Origin of the sequence: Thermococcus celer Vu 13 = JCM 8558, assembly GCF_002214365.1 — an archaeon.
Taxonomy (GTDB): domain Archaea; phylum Methanobacteriota_B; class Thermococci; order Thermococcales; family Thermococcaceae; genus Thermococcus; species Thermococcus celer.
Genome location: NZ_CP014854.1, coordinates 1,630,022 through 1,648,259, shown reverse-complemented (window position 1 = coordinate 1,648,259; position 18,238 = coordinate 1,630,022). Strand labels below are relative to the sequence as shown.

The following is an 18,238-nucleotide window of genomic DNA, read 5'->3' as shown; positions in this document are numbered from 1 at the left end:
CATGGCCCTTGACTTCCTTTCGTCTTTGTTCAAGAAGAAGCCGAAGGAGGAAGCCCCCCCTCAGGAGGAGCCGGTCCTGGAAGAAGAACTTGAAGAGAACGTCGAGAACAGGGAGGAGAACGAGCAGCTAACTCAGATCATGGAGCGTATAAACGAGATAGAGAACGACATCCCGAGGATAAAGATAAGCATAGACACGATAAAGAAGCAGATGCAGGAGCTCCGCGACGACATCGACAGGCTCGACAAGACCATCAAGGACGTCATGATGCTCTACGAGGTCATCAGCCAGGAGATAAACCCCTTCAAGGACCAGACCGCTCAGGAAAACCCGCTCGCCAACGAGATAAACGAGCTCAAGAAGGAACTGGAAGACTTGAAGCTGGAGATAGCACAGATAAAGAACGACATCAAGGTACTCTCAGGGTATGGGGTCGACCTTGACTCGATAATCTACGAGGTGCTTGCGGAGGTGTGAGGCATGGAGGAGGTTAACAGGCTCGTCACAGAGGCAGACATCAACGCCAAGCTCGCGGAGCTCAAGGGCAAGGTTCCAACGGTCATCATCAACGACCTTCGCGAGAAGCTCATGGCGCGCAAGGACAGCCTCACCTACGAACAGCTCGAGAAGATAGTCCAACGGATCCTCGACACCTACGGGAGCCAGGCCACGAAGTACGAACAGATAAGTAAGCGCGTCGATGAGCTGGGTGAGAGGCTCACCAACCTGAGCCTTCAGCTGAGTAGACTCGTTGAGACCCTCGAGTCCGCGAAGCTGGAGGTTCAGGAGAAGAAGGCAGAGAAGGTTTCCCAGAAGGTTGAGGAGGTTCATGAGAAAATCGGAAAACTCGAGGAGTTCCTTGAGGAAAAGGAGGAGAAGGAAGAGGAGGTTCCCGAAGAACTCACCGAAAAGCTCGAGGAGCTTCACAAGAAGGTCGATGAGCTTGCGGGAAAGGTTGGAGTTAAGACAGCGGCCGAGAAACTCGAGGAAGCGCAGAAGAAGCTGGAGGAGCTCCATAGCAGGATAGAAGCAGGCGAGGAAGTCAGTAAAGAAGAACTCGAGGCCGCTGAGCAGGCCATTGAGGAAGCTCGGGCTGCGGCGGAGACCCCAGCTGAGGAGGCAGAGGTTCCGGCCGTCGAAGAAGAAGTTGAAGTTCCCACCGAGGAGGTCCCCCCCGAAGTAGAAGAGGTCGAAACGCCCGCCGAAGAGGTTGAGGAACTCCCCGCCCCAGAGGAGAAAGCCTTTGAGGCGGGGGAGGCCGAGGTCCCGCCTGAAGAGGTTGAGGCCGTGGAGGAACTTCCCGAGGAGGTTCTGGTGGAGGAAGTCCCCGAAGAGGTTCCGCAGGAAGAAGTCGCCGGGGAGGTTGAGGCCGCCCCCGAGGTGGAGGAAGTTTCGATTGAAGAGGTTCCCGTTCATGAGGTTGAAGAGGAAAAAGGTGGTGTTGAAATGGCCCCTGAAGAAGCCAAAGAAGGAGGTGTCGGAATGGCCGAGAAAGTTCAGCTACCGGAGGAAATTGCAAGCCTGCTCTTTGAGGAGGAGCCGAAGAAGGCCCGCCTTGAGAAGCTTCCCGATGACATCATCTCCACCATGATAGCCCTCAAGTGGCTCGGGTTCATCATCGACAGGGTCGGCATCCAGAACCTTGAGAAGGTGCTCGAGTTCTACTACGAGATAGGCTGGATAAGCGAGGAGGTTCTCAACCAGCTCATGCGCTACGCGAAGGGCACCAGACCGCACCACAGGGATCCCGAGTGGAAGCCGGCCGAGAAGCTCACCGTCCAGGACCACCTCATAAGCCTGCTCTTCATTGAGCGGCTCAGGGGGCTCAAGATAAACAGGGACGTCCTTGACAGGCTCGAACGCGAGATCAAGGTGCTCGAAAAGACCCTCGATGAGTTCTACGGTATCTGAGGTGCAGGAGTTCAGGGAGAGGGGGGCGGCCAATGGGGTTCAGCGTATCGGCGAGTGCGGCCATAATCTTCATTTCTTTTTTGATAGCCGCCAGCACCCTCTACACTGCCTGGGACAACAGCTACTCCAGTGTACAGGCCGCCCGTGAGGACTGGTACTCGCTCAGGCTTTCACAGCTTCATTTCGATGTTGAGCTTTTAGGTTTTCTCTACAATTCCACCGATGTGATCATAACTTTTGAATATCTCGGTCAGACCATCAGCGGAAACGTTGTCGTGCTCCACAACGGAACTTACGTGTCATCCGTTGACCTTGGTTACCTGATACCCAATAATAACTACACAATCACGGTCAAAGGGGGAGCCGATGAAAGCGGTGCCACTAACACTTTAGTCCTTGCCTTTGACAATGGATGTATATGGGGGATGACTTATTATTACAATTCAACCAACTCGGTCTATGATGTGACGGGTATTTCAACCCAGTGTCCGACGGAGGTGAGCTGATGGCGGCAGGAGGGCCAGCGAGCGAACTCATCATGTTCATCGTGGCCGTTATCATCGCCGGTAGCGTGGCCGGCGCGCTGGCTTACGTTACCACGGACATAGCCCACGGCATGAACGACAGGGGTGCAACACTGGCAAATCAGCTCAGGACCGACTTCGCCATAATAAACGACCCAAACAACATTCCCGTGAGCGGAACCGGGCCGTACAATTACACGTTTTACATAAAGAACATCGGGAAGGAGCCCATCCCGTTCACCGCCAATGCGGTTCAGGTGTTCATCAACGGGGAAATAGTTCCGCCCTCCAACCTTACATTCACGGACGTATCCGGGAAGGCGATAACGGCCCTCAACCCGTATCAGGTCGGGATAGTGAACGTTACGCGGGGCACGAAACTTACATCCGGTCAGTACTACACCATCACGGTGGTCCTCGAGAACGGTAAGAAACGCAGCCTGGTCTTCAAGGCCCCGTAGTTCCTGTAGCATCATCTTTGGGTAAAATAACGTGAGACGGTGGTGGTCATCTTGGTCGAGGAAGTCCTGAAGATTGCACTCAAGGGCGATGAGCTCCACAGACGTCTTGGGGGTGGCATCCCCGCGGGCACCATCATGCTCATCGAGGGCGACAGGGGTACGGGTAAGTCCGTGTTCGTCCAGCGCCTCCTCTACGGTTTCCTCATGAACGGTTACACCGCCAGCTACATCTCGAGTCAGTACACCACCGTGGAGTACATAAAGCAGATGGAATCCATCGGTTACAGCGTGATCCCTTTTCTAATCAGGAAGAAGCTCATGTTCGTCTCCCTATATCCCCTACTAACCGGCGTGAGCGAGAAGAGGAAATTTTTTAGCAGGCTCTTCGGGGAGCCTCGCCTCTGGGAGCCCAATATCATGATCATCGACTCATTTTCATCCCTCCTCTCCCGCGAGCAGGATCCGAAGGCAGTCCGGGACTTCCTCCTGTACGTGAAGAGGATGGCCTCCCTTGATAAGGTGATAATACTAACCGCCAACACAGAGGAGGTCGACAGGGATTCCCTCTTCCTACTCGAGGAAGCGTCCAGCATGCTGATCAGGCTCAGCGTTAAGGTCTTCGGCGGTGACCTCAAGAACTCGGCCACCATAGTCAAGTACAACAACGCGAAGGGCGTGTTTCAGAAGATTATTCCCTTCCGTGTGGAACCGAAGGCCGGTCTGATAGTAGAAATCGCGGCGGTGGTGTGATATGGCGCAGGCGTTCAACGACACCCTCGATGATGCGATGGCGAGAAACCCCCACCTCAGGAGGTACGTCGATCAGTTCAGGCGCAGATACGGTAAGCTACCGGAGTTTCACGCCCAGCTCAGCAGGGACATGAAGGACATTCCCTACCCCAACATACTCTACCCGGTAGGCGACCCCATATTCGTTCACATCTTCACCGACCCCGCCACCGCCGAAAAGAAGTACATAGTCATAGAGCCCCGCATCCAGAGTGTGGAAGAAGAGCAGAAGTACAACATGATCAGAGACAAGATACTCGAGATGGCACCGTCGAAGGACATACCAGAGGAGCAGGAGGAGTTTGAACGCTTCCTCGATGCCCTCTTCGATGAGGCCGTGCTGGCCCTCGTCAAGTCGGGTAAGGGCGGGGGGCTCTTCGGGAAGGGACAGAAGTTCAGCATCACCAAGAACGAGATGGAGAAGTTCCGCTACCTCATCAAGCGCGACATCATCGGAATCGGCCCCCTCGAGCCCCTGGCCAGAGACCCGTACATTGAGGACATCCACATCATAGGCGCCAACAACGTTTCCCTCGTCCACAAGATATTCGAGATGATGCAGACCAACATAACCTTCGGCGACGACATCAAGCTGGCGGATTACTTTAAGAACATGGCGGAGCGCATCGGAAGGCCGGTTAGCGACAGGACGCCGATAGTTGACGGTGCCCTGCCCGACGGTTCCCGTATCAACATAATCTACTCACCCGATATATCCATCAAGGGACCGAGCGCAACCATCCGTAAGTTCGCGGCGACCCCGATAAGCATCACCCAGCTCATAGGGTGGGGAACCCTTAGCGCCGAGGTTGCGGCCTACCTCTGGATAGCCCTCGAGTACGGCATGAGCGTCTTCGTCTGCGGTGAGACTGCCTCAGGTAAGACCACCCTCCTCAACTCGATCATCCCGTTCATAAAGCCCGGCTCGAAGATATACAGTGCTGAGGACACGCCGGAGGTCCACGTTCCGCATCCTGTATGGCAGCGTCTCATAACCCGTGAGCGCGGACCGGAAGAGAGCAGGGTCACGCTCTTTGACCTCCTGAAGGCGGCGCTCCGTTCGAGGCCCAACTACATCATCGTCGGTGAGATCCGTGGTGCCGAGGGTGCCATCGCGTTCCAGGCCATGCAGACGGGCCACCCTGTTATGAGCACCTTCCACGCCGGAGATATCAAGAAGATGATACAGCGTTTCACGGGGCATCCGATCAACGTCCCGATAACCTTCATCGACAACCTCAACATAGCCGTCTTCCAGCAGGCCGTTTACCTCAAGGGCAAGTTCCTCAGGAGGACCGTCAGTGTCGTTGAGATAGAGGGTTACTACGAGGAACTCGGTGGTGTGGCCACGAGGAACGTCTTCGAGTGGGACCCAGTGGGGGACAGGCACATCTTCCGCGGTTTCAACAACTCGTACATCCTTGAGCGGAAGATAGCCGAGATAGCGGGCTATGAGGATCCTAAGGAAATCTACAACGAGCTGTTCCTGCGTGCGAGGATCCTCCAGAGGATGGTCGAGCTCGGTATAACGAACTACTGGGACGTTTACAGGGAGATCAAGGCGTTCTACCAGCGCGGCATTGAGGGACTGAGCTTTAGGATCTGAGGGGGTTGGGCCATGAAGGCGGAGAAGATCAGCATCTTCACCAAGGCAGACCTCGACATGATGACCTATCTAAAGAAGGTGCTCCTGCCATACATGGCCCTCTCGGCAGTTCTCTTCCTCGTAGTTGGTGTCATAGGGGCCATCTTTCCCATGTCCAGAGCCGTTAAGACTCTTCTGTTTTTGATCCCGATAACCCTTCTCGTCTACGCCGCCGCTTATCCTTACATCGTGGCCGATTCAAAGAAGATATCGATAAACTCGAAGATGCCGTACTTCATAACGTACTTCGCGGTTCTGTCCACGAGCGAGATGGGCCGTGCCGACCTCATCGCGGTACTCGCGCGCGATCCCAAGCTCGGCGCCATAGCGAACGAGCTGAGGAAGATCCACACGATAGTCAACAAACTCCACCTCTCAATGCCCGAGGCCTTTCGTTTCCTCGCGAGGAGAAGCCCGAGTGTTATATTCTCTGACTTCCTCGACAGGCTGGCCTATTCCCTCGACAGCGGTGTTGACCTGAAGGAGTACCTCTTTCAGGAACAACAGACGGTTATGGACGACTATCAGACCTTCTATGAGGGCGCGCTCTACGACCTCGACGTCTTCAAGGAGATATACGAGTCCATAATCATCTCCGTCGTGTTCATAGCTTCCTTCGTCATCATCGGACCGATAATCACCGGGATGGACCTGGGCACTATGGGTCTCTACGCGATCGCGATGATCCTCGCCTCTGAGATAGGGATACTCCTTGTCGTTAAGTTCAGAATGCCGGAGGATCCTCTATGGGCTGAGAGCAGGGGGATAGAGGACCCGCGCCGGAAGAGGGTAAAAAAGGCGGCGATGCACTCCGCGCTGGGTAGTCTAATCGTGGCCCTACTCTACGTGGCCGTTCTGAGGTCGCGTTACTCGATTCCGGAACCCTTCATCCTTGCCGGGGTCCTGACCCCGTTTTTCTACCTGGGCCACGTCGTCAATAACGAAGAAAGATCAATATTCAGGAAGGACGAGAACTTCCCGGCCTTCATCAGGAGTCTCAGCTCATCCCTCGCCGCGAGCGGTGCCTCGCTCGTCCTCGTCCTTAAGTACCTCAGCGCCCACGATTTCGGTTCCCTCACCGACGATATCAAGGCCCTCTACCGCCGCCTCGCCATCCGCGTTGACAGGGACAGGGCCTGGGACTTCTTCATAGCAGGAACGGGAAGCTGGCTCGTTGGAATCTTCTCGGAGATATTCCGTGAGAGCCTCCGCATGGGTGCCGAGCCCGATTACGTTGGCCTGGTAATAAGCAGGAACTTCGAGAGGCTGGTCCGCCTGAGGAGGAAGAGACAGCAGAGCATATCGAGCTTCGTTGGCATCATCTACGGCCTCACAGGGGCCTTCGCCTTCTCCCTGGCGGCCTCGTTTCAGGTGGCGGTTTCGATAACCCAGATGTTCTCCCAGATGAATATATCCACTGAGTACATAGGCGAACTAATCCACGTCATTCCACCCTCGGGAATGAGGTTCCTCGCCTACCTGATGCTCGCCATGATGGTGCTACACTCCCTCCTCTCGGCGGTGGTCATCAAGCTGGCCGATGGAGGCCACATACTTGGCAGTGTGAGGTACTTCGTGATACTCTCCTGGATATTCGCCGTGGGGATGTACCTTGGACAGACCCTCATGGCGAGGATGATGGGACTGAACACCACGGGGGAAGCCGCTCAGATCATCCTCCACCTCCTGGGGGTGGTACCGTGAGGAAGCTATGGGGCATCGCCGTGATGATTATTTTCACCCTTTCACTGGCCGGTGGGGTGAGTGCCTCCTCCTTCGGTGGCTGGATCGGTGTCCCGGGCTTTATAACCCTCGGAAAGACCACCATCGAACTGAGGGACGTCTCCCTCGATGACGGTTCACTGATGATGGTTCTGAGTAACGGCAGTTCCTCGAGCACCCTCATCCTTAAACCTGGGCAAAACCTGACCTTCGGCCGGACTACGCTCACCTACCTCCGCCTCCTCGTCAACAGTGAGTCGCTCGTGCTCCTCAAAGTCAACTTCTCCTACGTTTTCCCCGGCCAGAACATCACCTTTGGGGACTACAGGATCTCGCTACTCTCCATCGGCAGTTCGGGGGCAAAGCTGAGGGTGAGCAAGGGCAACCAATCAAAGGACTTCACCTCGTCGGATTTCACCTTCAAAAACGTCCACGTTAGGGTGTCGGCGTACCCCAAGGTCTTCGATGGATACCTCAAGCGGGGAGGGAACGTTAGTGCCTACGGTTACACCCTCACCTTCTCAAACGCCACCGTTGAGAACACAACGGGTGGGCTTGTGGAGACCGTTATTTTCACCTACAAGAACGACACGTATCCGGTTGAGGTCGGGAAGGAGGCCGACGTGGGGGTCTTCCACGTCAAGGTTGAGGACCTGGCAGGCGTGGATTACGCCAAGGTCGTGGTTAACTTCATCGGCGCCTCCGTTGACGTTGAGAGGGTTCCAGATATGACCTTCACGCTTTCTCCCGGACAGACCCAGAAAGTCGGACCCTACGTACTCAAATACGAGGATTACTTTGAGGGGGCCACCGTATCACTCCGCAACCCTTGCGGTAAGGTGTTGAGCAGTGCCAGGCTTTCGACCGCCTCCGTTTCTACCCTTCTCTACTACGGCGGCGTTGCCGTGGGGCTTGAGAGCGTAACAACCGACGGAACCGCGACTTTCTTCGCCCTCGTGGACGAGGCCAGAATACCCCGCGTTGACAAGGTGGCCAATCTCCTGATAAGCGTTTCCTCGGAAGGCGGCAAGCAGTACGCCCCGATGACCGTGAGTGTGAGGGTTAAGAACACCGGCACCGTGGATCTCTCAAACGTTTCCCTGAAATTCGTCCCGGCGGGCGATGTCGAGCTTATATCAAAGGGTAGCTGGCTCCTTTCGAAGATCAAACCCGATGAGGAAAAGACCCTTCAGGTTGAGCTCCTCCCGCACCGCTCCGGAAACCTCACGCTGGGGCACGTTGAGGCCAAGGCGGTCGCCCCCTTCGAACTGGCGTGCGGTGGGTACACCGTTTTGAACTTCCGCTCAAACGACCTCCGGGTTAACGTTGAGCCCTCCAGGGTCTCCTACGGGCTGAGGGTTGAGTCATCCAATCGGACTCTGATATACCGCCCCCTCGTGGTCAACATTACGGTGACCAACACCGGGGACGTTTCTGTTCCCGCGAACCTCACCGTGAGCCTGCCCCAGGGTGTTGCCGTTGAGCCAAATGGCGTATTTTCCTCCGCCGGAAACCTCATGATCGCCCCCCTCTCCCTTCTTCCCGGCGAAAACGCCACCCTCAGCCTGAGGGTGATCCCCTACATGGAGGGAACAAAGGAACTGGACTTCAGGGTCGAGACACCGCTCGGCGTCGTGAACTCGAGTGCTCTCAGCCTACACGTAGCCACCCCGCCAACTTCCCCTAAAAACGAGACCCCGGTCACAGTCACGGAGACCACCACGGCCCCCTGCAACGGCACCGCGACCGTAACGGAGACCCACACGACGACGCACACGGAAACCAAAACCGAGACGAAGACGAAAACTTCCGTGACCACCAGCATTAGTCCCGTTCCCTACACGCCGGTGTCCTCAAAGGTCCTATGGAGCGTCCTGGGCTTTGTTCTGGGCGTCCTCGTCATCATAACCTTTGCCTGGTACCAGGCCCGGAAGGGCTGAGGGTAACTTTAATACCCTCTTTTTCACAACTTTCTTTCGGTGAGGTCCATGGAGGACGCCGATTTTCTCTGGCGTCGCACCGTGGAGAGACTCAGGAGGGAAGGGATAATCCGAAGTGAAGGGGTCGAACGGGCCTTTCTCAGGTATCCACGCTACCTCTTCGTTCAGGAACGCTATAAAAAGTACGCCCACCTTGAAGAGCCCCTTCCGATTCCCGCGGGTCAGACGGTGAGCGCGCCCCACATGGTGGCGATAATGCTCGAGCTCGCCGAACTTGAGGAGGGCATGAACGTCCTCGAGGTCGGGACCGGAAGCGGGTGGAACGCGGCCCTGATAGCGGAGCTCGTGAAGACGGACGTCTATACCATCGAGAGGATTCCCGAGCTCGTCGAGTTCGCGAGGGAAAACCTCGAGAGGGCCGGCGTCAAAAACGTTCACGTCATCCCCGGGGACGGGAGCAGGGGCTTCCCACCCAAGGCTCCCTACGACAGGATAATAGTCACCGCCGGGGCCCCAAAGGTCCCTGAACCCCTCGTGGAGCAGTTGAAAACCGGAGGCAGGCTCATAATCCCCGTTGGAAGCTACCACTTCTGGCAGGACCTCTACGTGGTCGAGAAGACGGGGGAAGGAAAGGTAAGGAAGAGGAGCTGGGGAGGCGTTGCCTTCGTGCCCCTCATCGGGGAACACGGCTGGAAGGAGTAGGCTTTTAAGGGTTCCCTCGCTCCCTTCTCCGGTGGTGGTATGGTAAGGCTCATCGCCTTCGACCTCGAGGGAACGCTGGTAAAATCCGTATCGAGCTGGGTTGAACTCCACAAGCGCTTTGGAACGTGGGATACGGGGAGGGAGTACGCCGACCTCTTCTTCTCCGGCAAGATAGACTACGCGAGGTGGGCCGAGCTCGACGCCTCCCTCTGGCGGGGGCACACGAAGGAGGAGATAATGGAGTGGGCCGACTCGGTGGGGTACATGGACGGCGCCCGGGAGCTCATCGAGTTCCTCCGGGAGAACGATTTCAGGATGGCCATACTGTCGAGCGGGCTCATGTGCCTTGCCGGGAGAATAGCGAAGGAGCTCGGCGTCGATTACGTCTTCGCCAACGAGCTCATCTTCGACGAAAACGGCGTCGTGACCGGGAAGGTGAACCCGGCGGTGGACTTCGAGGGCAAGGGAAAGATCCTGCGGGGGCTTAAGGAAGAGCTCAAACCCGAGCTGACGGTGGCGGTCGGCGACGGCTACAACGATATCAGCATGTTCAGGGAGGCCGACGTGAGCATAGCGATAAACCCGCACGAGGGCGTTGAGGGCGACCACAACGTCGAGAGCCTGTGGGAGGTAAAGGAGATAATCCAGGGACTCTTGGAGGAAGGGGGTCGGTGAAGGGCGTGCTCGTCACGGTTCGGCAAAGCAAAAGCTCGTCATCCCCCTGTCGGCCCGACAGGAATCCCCGGTTCATCCTCCCCGGGGCGGGCAGACGCCGGGCCGTTAGGGGTTTCGAGTTTGACCTTAAATCCCTTTCTCAAGCGCCCGCGAGCTTGAGCTCTATCCACCAGAAGATATCGCCCCAGAAGTAGCTTATCAGGAAGCCAATGAAGAGGGCGGGGGCGAAGGGCATCGACTTCTTTCTCAGAAACCTGTTCTCGAGCCTTCCCTCTTCGACGAGGCGCTTCAGCTCGGCTATCTGTTCCTCCGTCAGCCCCTCGGCGGTCGAAGATGCTATGACCCTCCCGTAGTCCGGATGGAGGGAGCGCAGGTCGAGGGTCAAGAGTGCGTTCTTTATCCTCGTGAACGAGTCGGTTCTGTCCCTGAGGACCTCACCGTCCCCCTCGAAGATGGTTTCCCCGAGGATGTCCCACTCCCTCAGTTTCTCCACCGGAACCTCCTCCATCAGAACATTGACGCGCATGAACTTCACGAGGGAGAAGAAGACCTTGAAGGTGTACAGGACGGCGAGGAGCCTGAGAAACGCCCACGTCGCTGGTGCGGGCTCGAGGTAAACCACGTACGCAAGGACAAGGAGCCCTACCGCGTCCCCGACCATCCTGAACTTTCCGAAAATGGATATCACGGCGATTACGAAGAGCCACGACCAGAGACCGGTTATCGAGAACCCCATCGCCTTGTAGATTACCAGCCTGAGGCCGAGGGCGGCCATCGTCCAGAGGGACACCTCAAGGGTGAGCCTCGCCCCCTCCGTGAATATTGCCGTTAACTCCCTGAACTTCTTCCGGATCAGGAGCACCCCGAGGGCGTAGATGAAGATGAAAGGGAATATCGCTATGATGCTGTTGAGCAGTATTGCCAGTGGGTAAAGGGGATAGTTCAGGGCGTATGGGGCCACAACGGACGCTGTTGGAGGTGCGTAGGGCAGAATCGCGGAAAACCCGGCGAGTACCACGGCGTCGCCGCTCGCCCAGGCACCCATGTAGTAGAGGAGCAGACCGAGGAAAAAGCCCAATACGAGCCCGATAAATCCGGATGCGGCCATTAGAGGATTCCCTTCCCGAATCCCGAGGTAGAGGTGGTAGATTATCCCGATCTCAACGGCGGGTATTATCAGCTTTGAAACCCAGCGCGGGAGGTCATCTTCCTCCTCTTCCTCCCCCCATCCGAGGAGTTTCCCTATGAGGGTGAGCGTTGGAAAGACGTGGTTGTCGAAGATGAAACCCGTTTTTATATCCGTATATGAGGTAACGGCACCCATAATAACCCCGAGGAGGAGGGGGACGTAATCCATGATTCCACCTCACAGATTTTCAAGGATCTCCTTTCTGATCTCCGTTACGTAGTTTGATATTCCTTCGTTGACGTTCTTGGTGCTGTTAAGGACTACCCTGGCCGCTATGAGGACCAGAACAAGAACAGCCGCCAGCATGAAGAGGTACTCAATCGCTCCCTGGGCACGCCTCATCTCTCACACCTAAGTTATGTAGAACGCTAAAGGATTTAAAGTTTCCGTCGGGTAGACTTTTAAGGAAAACGCGAAGGTGGAACGTGGTGGATATGAGGGTGTATCACCTGAGGGTTCGTGAGGAGTACCTGAGTTACATAAAGTCGGGAGAAAAGCGGATAGAGGTGCGGGTCGCCTACCCCCAGCTCAGGGCCATAAAACCGGGGGACAAGCTCATCTTCAACGATTCCGTTCCGGCGGTGGTCACCGAGGTCAAGCGCTACGAGACCTTCCGCCAGGTTTTGAGGGAGGAACCGATAAAGAAGATATTTCCGGACGAGCCGGGCTTTGAGAGGGCGGTTAGGAGGTTCCACGGCATGTACCCCCGCTGGAAGGAGGACCGCTACGGCGTTCTGGCCATAAAGTTCAAGCCCCTCGGTGAGGGAAGATGAGGCACCTCGAATTCGACGGACGCTACGCAGAGGCCATACTGAGGGGAAAAAAGCGGGCGACGGTAAGGCTCGGGAGGAGACCCAACCTCAACCCCGGTGATACGGTTTTGATTCACGCCGGGGGCTACGCCCTGGGGAGGGCGGTTGTGGAGAAGGTCGAGGACAAGAGGGTCGGTGAGCTTACGGACGAGGACGCCATACTGGATGGGTTCCCAAGCAGGGAGGAACTGATAAACGCCCTCAAAAGCCACTACAGGTACGTTAATGATGATTCTCCCGCCCACGTTATAGTCTTTCGGCTCGTTGAGCGCTTCGATAAACCCGTGATGAGCTCGGACTACGCCTACGAGGGCAACCTCCCTCTGGAGATAGCCGAGAAAGCCCTCAGGTACCTCGACCTTCCGGGGGAGGACAGGAAGCTTATAGAGCTCTTCCTGAAAACCGGGAGTTTGAGAAAAGCCGCCCGCAGGCTGGGTGGCCTTGACAGGCGCTATCTGATACGAGACGCCCTCAGGAGGGCCTACGAAGAGCTGAAAAGAAGGGGCATCATGGGGCCGAAGCTTTGAGACTCTCGAGGATGCTCGTCCCGTTTCCGGTTTTGACCCCCGATATCAGAACGGGCAGGAGCTTGAAGGTTCCACCGTGGATTATCCTCTTTAAATCCTTCATGAATTCCTCCATCTCGAACTCGTCCCGGAAGTCCACCTTCGCTATGAAGTCGTACTCGCCGTAGAGCCAGTGGCCCTTCACGGGAAGTTTTTCCAGAACCTCGTCCCGGACGCCCCAGACGAGGAGTATGGCCTCGATTCCCACCACCTCGAAACCGCTTTATGGAGATGAATAAAAGCTTTTCTAACCTTCTTCCGCCATCATTTCAATTTTTTGAAAGATTTTAGGGGAGGATTTGTCGTTCTGCCGGGCAATCGTTTTAACTCCTTCCCTCAACCATTCTCGGTGGTTCCTGTGATGCGGGCGGTGTTCTTCGATTTCGTGGGCACGCTCATAACGAAGGAAGGGGAGAACGTTACCCATCAGAACATCGTGAGGGAGGTCCTTAAGAGGGCCGGAAGGGGAGACCTCGACTACGTTAAGCTGTGGGGGGAGTACGAGGAGGAGAGCTCCGCGATGTTCAGGGAGCTGGCGGGGAAACCCTACGTCAAGATCCGGGAAGTTGATACGGAGGCCATGCGGAGGGTTGCCAAGCGTTACGGCTTCGAGGTTCCCGACGACTTCTGGGAGGTAAGCATCGCGATGCATGAAAGGTACGGCCGTCTCTTCCCCGATGCGGTTGAGGCGATTAAAAGCCTCAAGGACCTCGGTCTCCACGTTGGAATACTGACGGACTCGGACAACGACTACATCGAGGCGCATCTTAAGGCCCTCGGCATTTACGGTTTCTTCGATTCAATAACCACCAGCGAGGACGCTGGCTTTTACAAACCCCACGAGAGACCTTTCAGGCTGGCCCTTGAGAGGGCGGGCGTCAAGGCGGAGGAGGCCCTATACGTCGGTGACAACCCGGCGAAGGACTGCGTCGGGGCCCGAAAGGTCGGCATGAGAAGCGTTCTACTCGACCCGGAGGGGGCGAAGAGGGAGCTCTGGAACAACTGCGACTTCATAGTTTCAAGGCTGAGCGAGGTCGTCGAGATAGTGAAGGGTCTGATGGAGAAATGAGGGGGTCGGCAACGGCAGGGCTCCTCATCGAGACCTCGGGTAGCGAAATTTTCGTCATCCCCCTCCCTTTCAATCCTTGAGCCTCACGTACGCCGCGTGGAGCCTCTGGAGGACGGTTATCCACGCCAGCACCGCAACCATATAAACGCCGTAGTCAACGCGGCCGAACAGCGCGGTGATTATTATTATCAGCAACCGCTCGGCCCTCTCGGCTATTCCCACCGCCAGTTTCCCGGAGCCGGCCAGTTCGGCCCTGCACCTTTCGTAGCTCACGAGGTAGCTCCCCATGAACGTCAGGAACGCAGCGGGCCAGTCCACGAGGTTTCCGAGGGCTATCCCGAAGATTATCGCTCCGTCGCTTATTCTATCTGAGGTGGAGTCGAGGAAGGCCCCGAACCGGCTCGTCTTTCCGGTTAACCTGGCGAGGGTTCCGTCGAGTGCGTCTATGAGAGAGCCAAAGAGCAGAACGAGCGCCGCGACGACCTGCTCCCCCCGGTAGAAAAAGTACGCCCCGATGAGGCTTATCAGAAGGCCGAGCACCGTTATCTGATTCGGCGTAACGCCGGCTCTCGCGAGCGGTCTCACCATGGCCTCCAGGTAACCCTTAACGTTTTCCCGATAGCGGTTGAGGACCATTCCCATCACTCCAGCTCGATTATCCTCTTGCCCCTCTCCTGGGGGATTATCCTGAGCTTCGCGTTCTCGAAGTCCCTTCTCAGCCCTTCTCCATCGAGGAGCCTGTCGAGGAAGACCGCCAAGGCCGCTACCTCGCTGTGGGGCTGGTTACCAACGCCGACGTTGTAATCGGCAATCTCGTAGACCTCCCTCGGAACCTTCTCCGCGCCGACGACGACCAGCAGGTCTTTTCCGGCTTTCAGATCTTCCTTTACGGCCGGCAGGGCGTCGTCGATGTGGATCCCGTACATCGTGAGGTGGACGATGACGCCCCTTCCCTTCCACTCCCTCAGGATCCTCCTCCAGCCCGGGTCAAAGCTTATCTCGAAGGGTCCTCCCCATCGCCGGACGACGTCCTCAACGCTCTCCCTGACGTGCTCGTCCTCCTCGGCGGCTATTATTATCTTGTCCGCCCCGAACGCCCTCGACGTCAGGGCCACGTGGGTCGTTATCCTCTTGTCCCTTTCCGGCCTGTGTCCGAGTCTCAGAACCGCTATCATCATACCTCCCCCACGAACACCTTCCAGTAACGGGTGAAGTCCTCCCTCCACGTCATGTCCCTGTAGAACTCATACAGGGTTTTTACGTCTTGCTCTATCTTTTCCGTGCTGTATTCATCCAGCACCCTGTTCAGGTCATCGTTGCTGGGTGCCGAGGCGAAGAGGAAGAGGGCGTAGAGCCTCTGGTTCTCGTCGAGGTCGTTCATCACCCTCATGAGCTTTGAGTGGAGCCGCGGGTTCAGCCTTTCGCTCACGGTCTTGAGGAGCCTGTCCTCGAGGTTCGCGAGGAAATCACCCGTGACGTCGACGTGCTCGTGTCCCCTCAGTGTTGCGGGCGCCTGGGCGACTATCCTGTATCCCTCCTTGGTCACGAGCTGGTAGAGCCTCGGGAAGTAGGGGCTGGCGATGTACTCATCCATTGAGCCGGTGAAGCCGTGCTTCACGTCCACGATGTACCACCCGTCGGCGGTGTAGAACTCCGTCATGGGTCTCAGCGTGCAGTCCGTACCGTTTGAAAGCGTTATAATCCTTGCCGGAACGTTCACGGAACGTAGCATGGCCGTTATCAGTATCTGCGCCTCGGCGTAGCTTATCCTGTCCTGCTGGAGTATGTTCGAGGGGTCAAGGCTGGACGTCGTGTCGCCCAGGGAATACGTCCCCATCATCCAGTCGTATATTCTCGCCGCCGCCTGGGCTTCCGACTCGGAGTCCCCGATTATTTTCAGGGTTGTTTCCCTGAACTCCGCCCGGTCAAAGGCGGACGTTGAGTTATATGTCTTCATCCAGTAGCCGTCGACGATGTACCCGTCGGTTATCCAGTGGTAATTGAGGCCGTAGGCCTCCTTGAGAACTTCCTCGCTCCGGTTCCAGGGCCTCCACACGACCTTCATCTGGAGACTTTTAATCGCACTGCCCTCGTTTCCATTCACCGCGTACTTGAGAATGGCGGAGATGTACCCCACCCTGTAGGCGTAGGGGGCCTCTATCCGGTAAGTAACCCTGACCTCCCCGTTTCCATCAACCTTAGCCGGGAGGTCGCCGGCACCAACAACCTTCATCCCGTTGAGGGGGTTGAAGGTGAGGTCGCGAAGCTCCACGGGGACGTCGAGCCTGTTCCTGATGACCACGGTTACGTTGGCGGTTTCTCCACCGGTAATGACCTCGGGCGCCCTGACTTCGAGATCCACGCTCAAGGAGGGATTCACTTCGCTTGATACGGTTATGCGGAACTGCCCGTAGAACCCGGTCCAGGAGCGTTTGAGCTCGTCCGTGAGCTCAAGGGACAGCTTCAGGTTATAGGTCCCGGGCCTCATAGGTGCCTTCAGGATCCACACGAGTTGCACGGCCCTCCCCACGGGGAGCGTCTCCGGGAACCTCGGCTCCTGCAGTATCCTGAAATCGTCGTTGCTCAGGACGAGTGTGGCGCCGGTGAGGCCTACCTTCCCGGTGTTGTTAACGAGTACCATAACGTGGATCGTCTCCCCCGGCCGCACAACAGTCCTGTCGACGGAGAACTTCACCTCGGCCGGCGGTTTGAAGAGACAGCCCGAGACCACCACGGTGAGAATCAGCAGGAGGGGAATCAGCTTCCTCATGACCATCTTCCAAACCCTTTAAAGCTCAACCGTTAATAAGCTTTAGGTGGTGGGAATGATAACGCTGACGACCGACTTCGGCCTGAGGGGTCCCTACGCGGGGGAGACCAAGGTCGCCATGCTCCGGATCAACCCCAAGGCGGTCATCGTTGACGTCAGCCATTCCATAACCCGGCATTCCATCCTCGAGGGGTCGTTCGTGATGGAGGGAGTGGTTAAGTACTCCCCCGCGGGCACGGTTCACGTCGGCGTCATAGACCCGGGCGTCGGGACGAGCAGAAGGGCCGTTATAATCGAGGGCGAGCAATTTCTTGTCGTTCCGGACAACGGTCTGCCCACGCTTCCCCTCAAGCATATTAAAGCAAGGAAGGCGTGGGAGATAGACCTCGAGAGGGTAAAGCGCTTCACGAAGCTGGAGGTGAGCTCGACCTTCCACGGAAGGGACGTCTTCGGCCCGGTCGGAGCCCTTCTCGACGCGGGAGTCGGGCCGGAGGAGCTCGGAAGCGAGATACCCCTAAAAAGCTTAACCCTGCTGGACGTCGCGCCCAGGAGGGAAGGCGACCTCTGGGTCCTGAAGGTTATCTACGTGGATGACTTCGGCAACCTCATCCTGAACCTCGAGGACTACGAAAGGCCACGCGAGGTCGAGCTGATTGAGGGGGGGTTAAAACTGCCCTACCTCGACACCTACGGTCTGGTGGAGCCCGGTGAGCTCCTGGCCCTGCCCGGGAGCCACGGCTACCTCGAGATCGCCGTCAACCAGGGGAGCGCGAGCGAGAGGCTCAACCTGAGGGTCGGCGATGAGGTGAGGGTGAGGCTGGTTCGGTAAAGCGTCGGAGGTGGTTGAATGAAACGCGGTCTCTTCGTCGGACGTTTTCAGCCCGTCCACAACGGGCACATAAAGGCCCTCGAGTTCGTTTTTTCGCAGGTTGATGAGGTTATCATTGGAATCGGGAGTGCACAGGCGAGCCACACACTGAAGAACCCCTTCACGACGAGCGAGAGGATGGAGATGCTAATCAGGGCGTTGAACGAGGCCGGCATGGACAAGCGCTATTACCTGATCCCCCTCCCGGACATCAACTTCAACGCCATCTGGGCCACATACGTGGTTAGCATGGTACCGCGCTTCGACGTCGTCTTCACCGGGAACTCCCTCGTCGCCCAGCTCTTCCGCGAGAAGGGCTACGAGGTGGTGGTTCAACCGATGTTCAGGAAGGACATCCTCTCGGCGACGGAGATAAGGAGACGCATGGTCGAGGGCCAGCCGTGGGAGGAGCTGGTCCCGGAGAGTGTGGCGAGGTTCATCCGTGAAATAAAGGGCGTCGAGAGGATAAGGATGCTCGCGACCAACCTTGAGAAGAACGAGAAGGAGCTGCAGGCGCCGATAAGGATTCCGGAATTCTGATTGGGGATTGGCCCCTCCCGTTCCCTTTTCCTTGTAGATGTCCATCTTAACCGA

21 protein-coding genes are annotated in these 18,238 nt (G+C 56.9%); 15 read left to right on the top strand and 6 right to left on the bottom strand.

The features are described 5' to 3' along the window. Position 1: 1 nt before the first annotated feature. The 10 genes from A3L02_RS08950 to A3L02_RS08905 are packed head-to-tail and all read left to right on the top strand — an operon-like array spanning position 2 to position 10,370. On the top strand, positions 2–478 hold the full coding sequence (locus A3L02_RS08950; protein ID WP_088863582.1) for a flagella accessory protein C: 477 nt from the start codon (positions 2–4) through the stop codon (positions 476–478). A gap of 3 nt (positions 479–481) precedes the next feature. Then, entirely contained in the window at positions 482–1,912 is a 1,431-nt protein-coding gene (locus A3L02_RS08945) for a FlaD/FlaE family flagellar protein (protein WP_088863581.1), read from the top strand. A gap of 32 nt (positions 1,913–1,944) precedes the next feature. Then, a complete protein-coding gene (locus A3L02_RS08940; RefSeq protein WP_088863580.1) occupies positions 1,945–2,418 on the top strand; it encodes a flagellar protein in 474 nt (157 codons plus the stop codon). Next, positions 2,418–2,897: a flagellar protein G gene (locus A3L02_RS08935; RefSeq protein WP_088863579.1), complete on the top strand. Its 480-nt coding sequence runs from the start codon at positions 2,418–2,420 to the stop codon at positions 2,895–2,897. The genes A3L02_RS08940 and A3L02_RS08935 overlap by 1 nt, the downstream gene beginning before the upstream one ends. A gap of 51 nt (positions 2,898–2,948) precedes the next feature. Further along, positions 2,949–3,647 carry an ATPase domain-containing protein gene (locus A3L02_RS08930; protein ID WP_088863578.1) on the top strand — a complete coding sequence of 233 codons (699 nt, stop codon included), beginning with the start codon at positions 2,949–2,951 and terminating at the stop codon, positions 3,645–3,647. A gap of 1 nt (position 3,648) precedes the next feature. Next, complete coding sequence (locus A3L02_RS08925) at positions 3,649–5,292, top strand: type II/IV secretion system ATPase subunit (RefSeq protein WP_088863577.1); 1,644 nt, start codon at positions 3,649–3,651, stop codon at positions 5,290–5,292. Between the two features lie 12 nt (positions 5,293–5,304). Continuing rightward, positions 5,305–7,035, top strand: coding sequence for an archaellar assembly protein FlaJ (gene flaJ / locus A3L02_RS08920; protein WP_088863576.1), 1,731 nt, complete (start codon positions 5,305–5,307; stop codon positions 7,033–7,035). After that, on the top strand, positions 7,032–8,993 hold the full coding sequence (locus A3L02_RS08915; RefSeq protein WP_088863575.1) for a COG1470 family protein: 1,962 nt from the start codon (positions 7,032–7,034) through the stop codon (positions 8,991–8,993). Before flaJ ends, A3L02_RS08915 begins: the two co-directional genes overlap by 4 nt. Positions 8,994–9,041: 48 nt before the next feature. Beyond that, positions 9,042–9,695, top strand: a complete 654-nt coding sequence (locus A3L02_RS08910; RefSeq protein ID WP_088863574.1) for a protein-L-isoaspartate(D-aspartate) O-methyltransferase — start codon at positions 9,042–9,044, stop codon at positions 9,693–9,695. A 39-nt stretch (positions 9,696–9,734) separates the two neighbouring features. After that, positions 9,735–10,370 (top strand): HAD-IB family phosphatase, encoded by a 636-nt coding sequence (locus A3L02_RS08905; RefSeq protein ID WP_088863573.1) that lies wholly within the window; start codon positions 9,735–9,737, stop codon positions 10,368–10,370. 139 nt (positions 10,371–10,509) lie between these two features. Here the strand turns inward: A3L02_RS08905 and A3L02_RS08900 are convergent, their stop codons facing one another. Both A3L02_RS08900 and A3L02_RS08895 read right to left on the bottom strand, forming a co-directional pair. Beyond that, positions 10,510–11,727: an A24 family peptidase C-terminal domain-containing protein gene (locus A3L02_RS08900; protein ID WP_088863572.1), complete on the bottom strand. Its 1,218-nt coding sequence runs from the start codon at positions 11,725–11,727 to the stop codon at positions 10,510–10,512. Positions 11,728–11,736: 9 nt separating this feature from the next. After that, positions 11,737–11,901, bottom strand: a complete 165-nt coding sequence (locus A3L02_RS08895) for a class III signal peptide-containing protein (RefSeq protein WP_088863571.1) — start codon at positions 11,899–11,901, stop codon at positions 11,737–11,739. A gap of 92 nt (positions 11,902–11,993) precedes the next feature. Here A3L02_RS08895 and A3L02_RS08890 point away from each other — a divergent pair, with 92 nt between their 5' ends. After that, a complete protein-coding gene (locus A3L02_RS08890) occupies positions 11,994–12,332 on the top strand; it encodes an ASCH domain-containing protein (RefSeq protein WP_088863876.1) in 339 nt (112 codons plus the stop codon). Beyond that, the gene (locus tag A3L02_RS08885) at positions 12,329–12,898 is read left to right on the top strand and encodes an ASCH domain-containing protein (RefSeq protein WP_088863570.1); all 570 of its coding nucleotides are present in this window, start codon (positions 12,329–12,331) and stop codon (positions 12,896–12,898) included. The genes A3L02_RS08890 and A3L02_RS08885 overlap by 4 nt, the downstream gene beginning before the upstream one ends. Here A3L02_RS08885 and A3L02_RS08880 read toward each other — a convergent pair. Continuing rightward, the gene (locus A3L02_RS08880; RefSeq protein WP_237268600.1) at positions 12,879–13,148 is read right to left on the bottom strand and encodes a hypothetical protein; all 270 of its coding nucleotides are present in this window, start codon (positions 13,146–13,148) and stop codon (positions 12,879–12,881) included. The two genes, A3L02_RS08885 and A3L02_RS08880, sit on opposite strands and share 20 nt — an antisense overlap. A 150-nt stretch (positions 13,149–13,298) precedes the next feature. Here A3L02_RS08880 and A3L02_RS08875 point away from each other — a divergent pair, with 150 nt between their 5' ends. Continuing rightward, the gene (locus tag A3L02_RS08875) at positions 13,299–14,006 is read left to right on the top strand and encodes a TIGR02253 family HAD-type hydrolase (protein WP_088863569.1); all 708 of its coding nucleotides are present in this window, start codon (positions 13,299–13,301) and stop codon (positions 14,004–14,006) included. Between the two features lie 69 nt (positions 14,007–14,075). Here A3L02_RS08875 and pgsA read toward each other — a convergent pair whose 3' ends face one another. The 3 genes from pgsA to A3L02_RS08860 are packed head-to-tail and all read right to left on the bottom strand — an operon-like array spanning position 14,076 to position 16,782. Continuing rightward, positions 14,076–14,642, bottom strand: a complete 567-nt coding sequence (pgsA, locus tag A3L02_RS08870) for an archaetidylinositol phosphate synthase (protein ID WP_088863568.1) — start codon at positions 14,640–14,642, stop codon at positions 14,076–14,078. 5 nt (positions 14,643–14,647) lie between these two features. After that, positions 14,648–15,181, bottom strand: a complete 534-nt coding sequence (locus A3L02_RS08865) for a tRNA (cytidine(56)-2'-O)-methyltransferase (RefSeq protein WP_088863567.1) — start codon at positions 15,179–15,181, stop codon at positions 14,648–14,650. Beyond that, positions 15,181–16,782 carry a transglutaminase domain-containing protein gene (locus A3L02_RS08860; protein ID WP_088863566.1) on the bottom strand — a complete coding sequence of 534 codons (1,602 nt, stop codon included), beginning with the start codon at positions 16,780–16,782 and terminating at the stop codon, positions 15,181–15,183. The genes A3L02_RS08865 and A3L02_RS08860 overlap by 1 nt, the downstream gene beginning before the upstream one ends. A gap of 49 nt (positions 16,783–16,831) precedes the next feature. Here A3L02_RS08860 and A3L02_RS08855 point away from each other — a divergent pair, with 49 nt between their 5' ends. After that, positions 16,832–17,605 carry an SAM hydrolase/SAM-dependent halogenase family protein gene (locus A3L02_RS08855; protein ID WP_088863565.1) on the top strand — a complete coding sequence of 258 codons (774 nt, stop codon included), beginning with the start codon at positions 16,832–16,834 and terminating at the stop codon, positions 17,603–17,605. Between the two features lie 18 nt (positions 17,606–17,623). After that, positions 17,624–18,184, top strand: a complete 561-nt coding sequence (locus A3L02_RS08850; RefSeq protein ID WP_088863564.1) for a nicotinamide-nucleotide adenylyltransferase — start codon at positions 17,624–17,626, stop codon at positions 18,182–18,184. Positions 18,185–18,238: the final 54 nt, after the last annotated feature.

Coding starts and splice junctions, on each gene's coding strand:
- A3L02_RS08950 (WP_088863582.1), top strand. CDS start 2: ATGGCCCTTGACTTCCTTTCGTCTTTGTTCAAGAAGAAGCCGAAGGAG.
- A3L02_RS08945 (WP_088863581.1), top strand. CDS start 482: ATGGAGGAGGTTAACAGGCTCGTCACAGAGGCAGACATCAACGCCAAG.
- A3L02_RS08940 (WP_088863580.1), top strand. CDS start 1,945: ATGGGGTTCAGCGTATCGGCGAGTGCGGCCATAATCTTCATTTCTTTT.
- A3L02_RS08935 (WP_088863579.1), top strand. CDS start 2,418: ATGGCGGCAGGAGGGCCAGCGAGCGAACTCATCATGTTCATCGTGGCC.
- A3L02_RS08925 (WP_088863577.1), top strand. CDS start 3,649: ATGGCGCAGGCGTTCAACGACACCCTCGATGATGCGATGGCGAGAAAC.
- flaJ (WP_088863576.1), top strand. CDS start 5,305: ATGAAGGCGGAGAAGATCAGCATCTTCACCAAGGCAGACCTCGACATG.
- A3L02_RS08910 (WP_088863574.1), top strand. CDS start 9,042: ATGGAGGACGCCGATTTTCTCTGGCGTCGCACCGTGGAGAGACTCAGG.
- A3L02_RS08905 (WP_088863573.1), top strand. CDS start 9,735: ATGGTAAGGCTCATCGCCTTCGACCTCGAGGGAACGCTGGTAAAATCC.
- A3L02_RS08900 (WP_088863572.1), bottom strand. CDS start 11,727: ATGGATTACGTCCCCCTCCTCCTCGGGGTTATTATGGGTGCCGTTACC.
- A3L02_RS08895 (WP_088863571.1), bottom strand. CDS start 11,901: ATGAGGCGTGCCCAGGGAGCGATTGAGTACCTCTTCATGCTGGCGGCT.
- A3L02_RS08890 (WP_088863876.1), top strand. CDS start 11,994: ATGAGGGTGTATCACCTGAGGGTTCGTGAGGAGTACCTGAGTTACATA.
- A3L02_RS08885 (WP_088863570.1), top strand. CDS start 12,329: ATGAGGCACCTCGAATTCGACGGACGCTACGCAGAGGCCATACTGAGG.
- A3L02_RS08875 (WP_088863569.1), top strand. CDS start 13,299: ATGCGGGCGGTGTTCTTCGATTTCGTGGGCACGCTCATAACGAAGGAA.
- pgsA (WP_088863568.1), bottom strand. CDS start 14,642: ATGGTCCTCAACCGCTATCGGGAAAACGTTAAGGGTTACCTGGAGGCC.
- A3L02_RS08865 (WP_088863567.1), bottom strand. CDS start 15,181: ATGATAGCGGTTCTGAGACTCGGACACAGGCCGGAAAGGGACAAGAGG.
- A3L02_RS08860 (WP_088863566.1), bottom strand. CDS start 16,782: ATGGTCATGAGGAAGCTGATTCCCCTCCTGCTGATTCTCACCGTGGTG.
- A3L02_RS08855 (WP_088863565.1), top strand. CDS start 16,832: ATGATAACGCTGACGACCGACTTCGGCCTGAGGGGTCCCTACGCGGGG.
- A3L02_RS08850 (WP_088863564.1), top strand. CDS start 17,624: ATGAAACGCGGTCTCTTCGTCGGACGTTTTCAGCCCGTCCACAACGGG.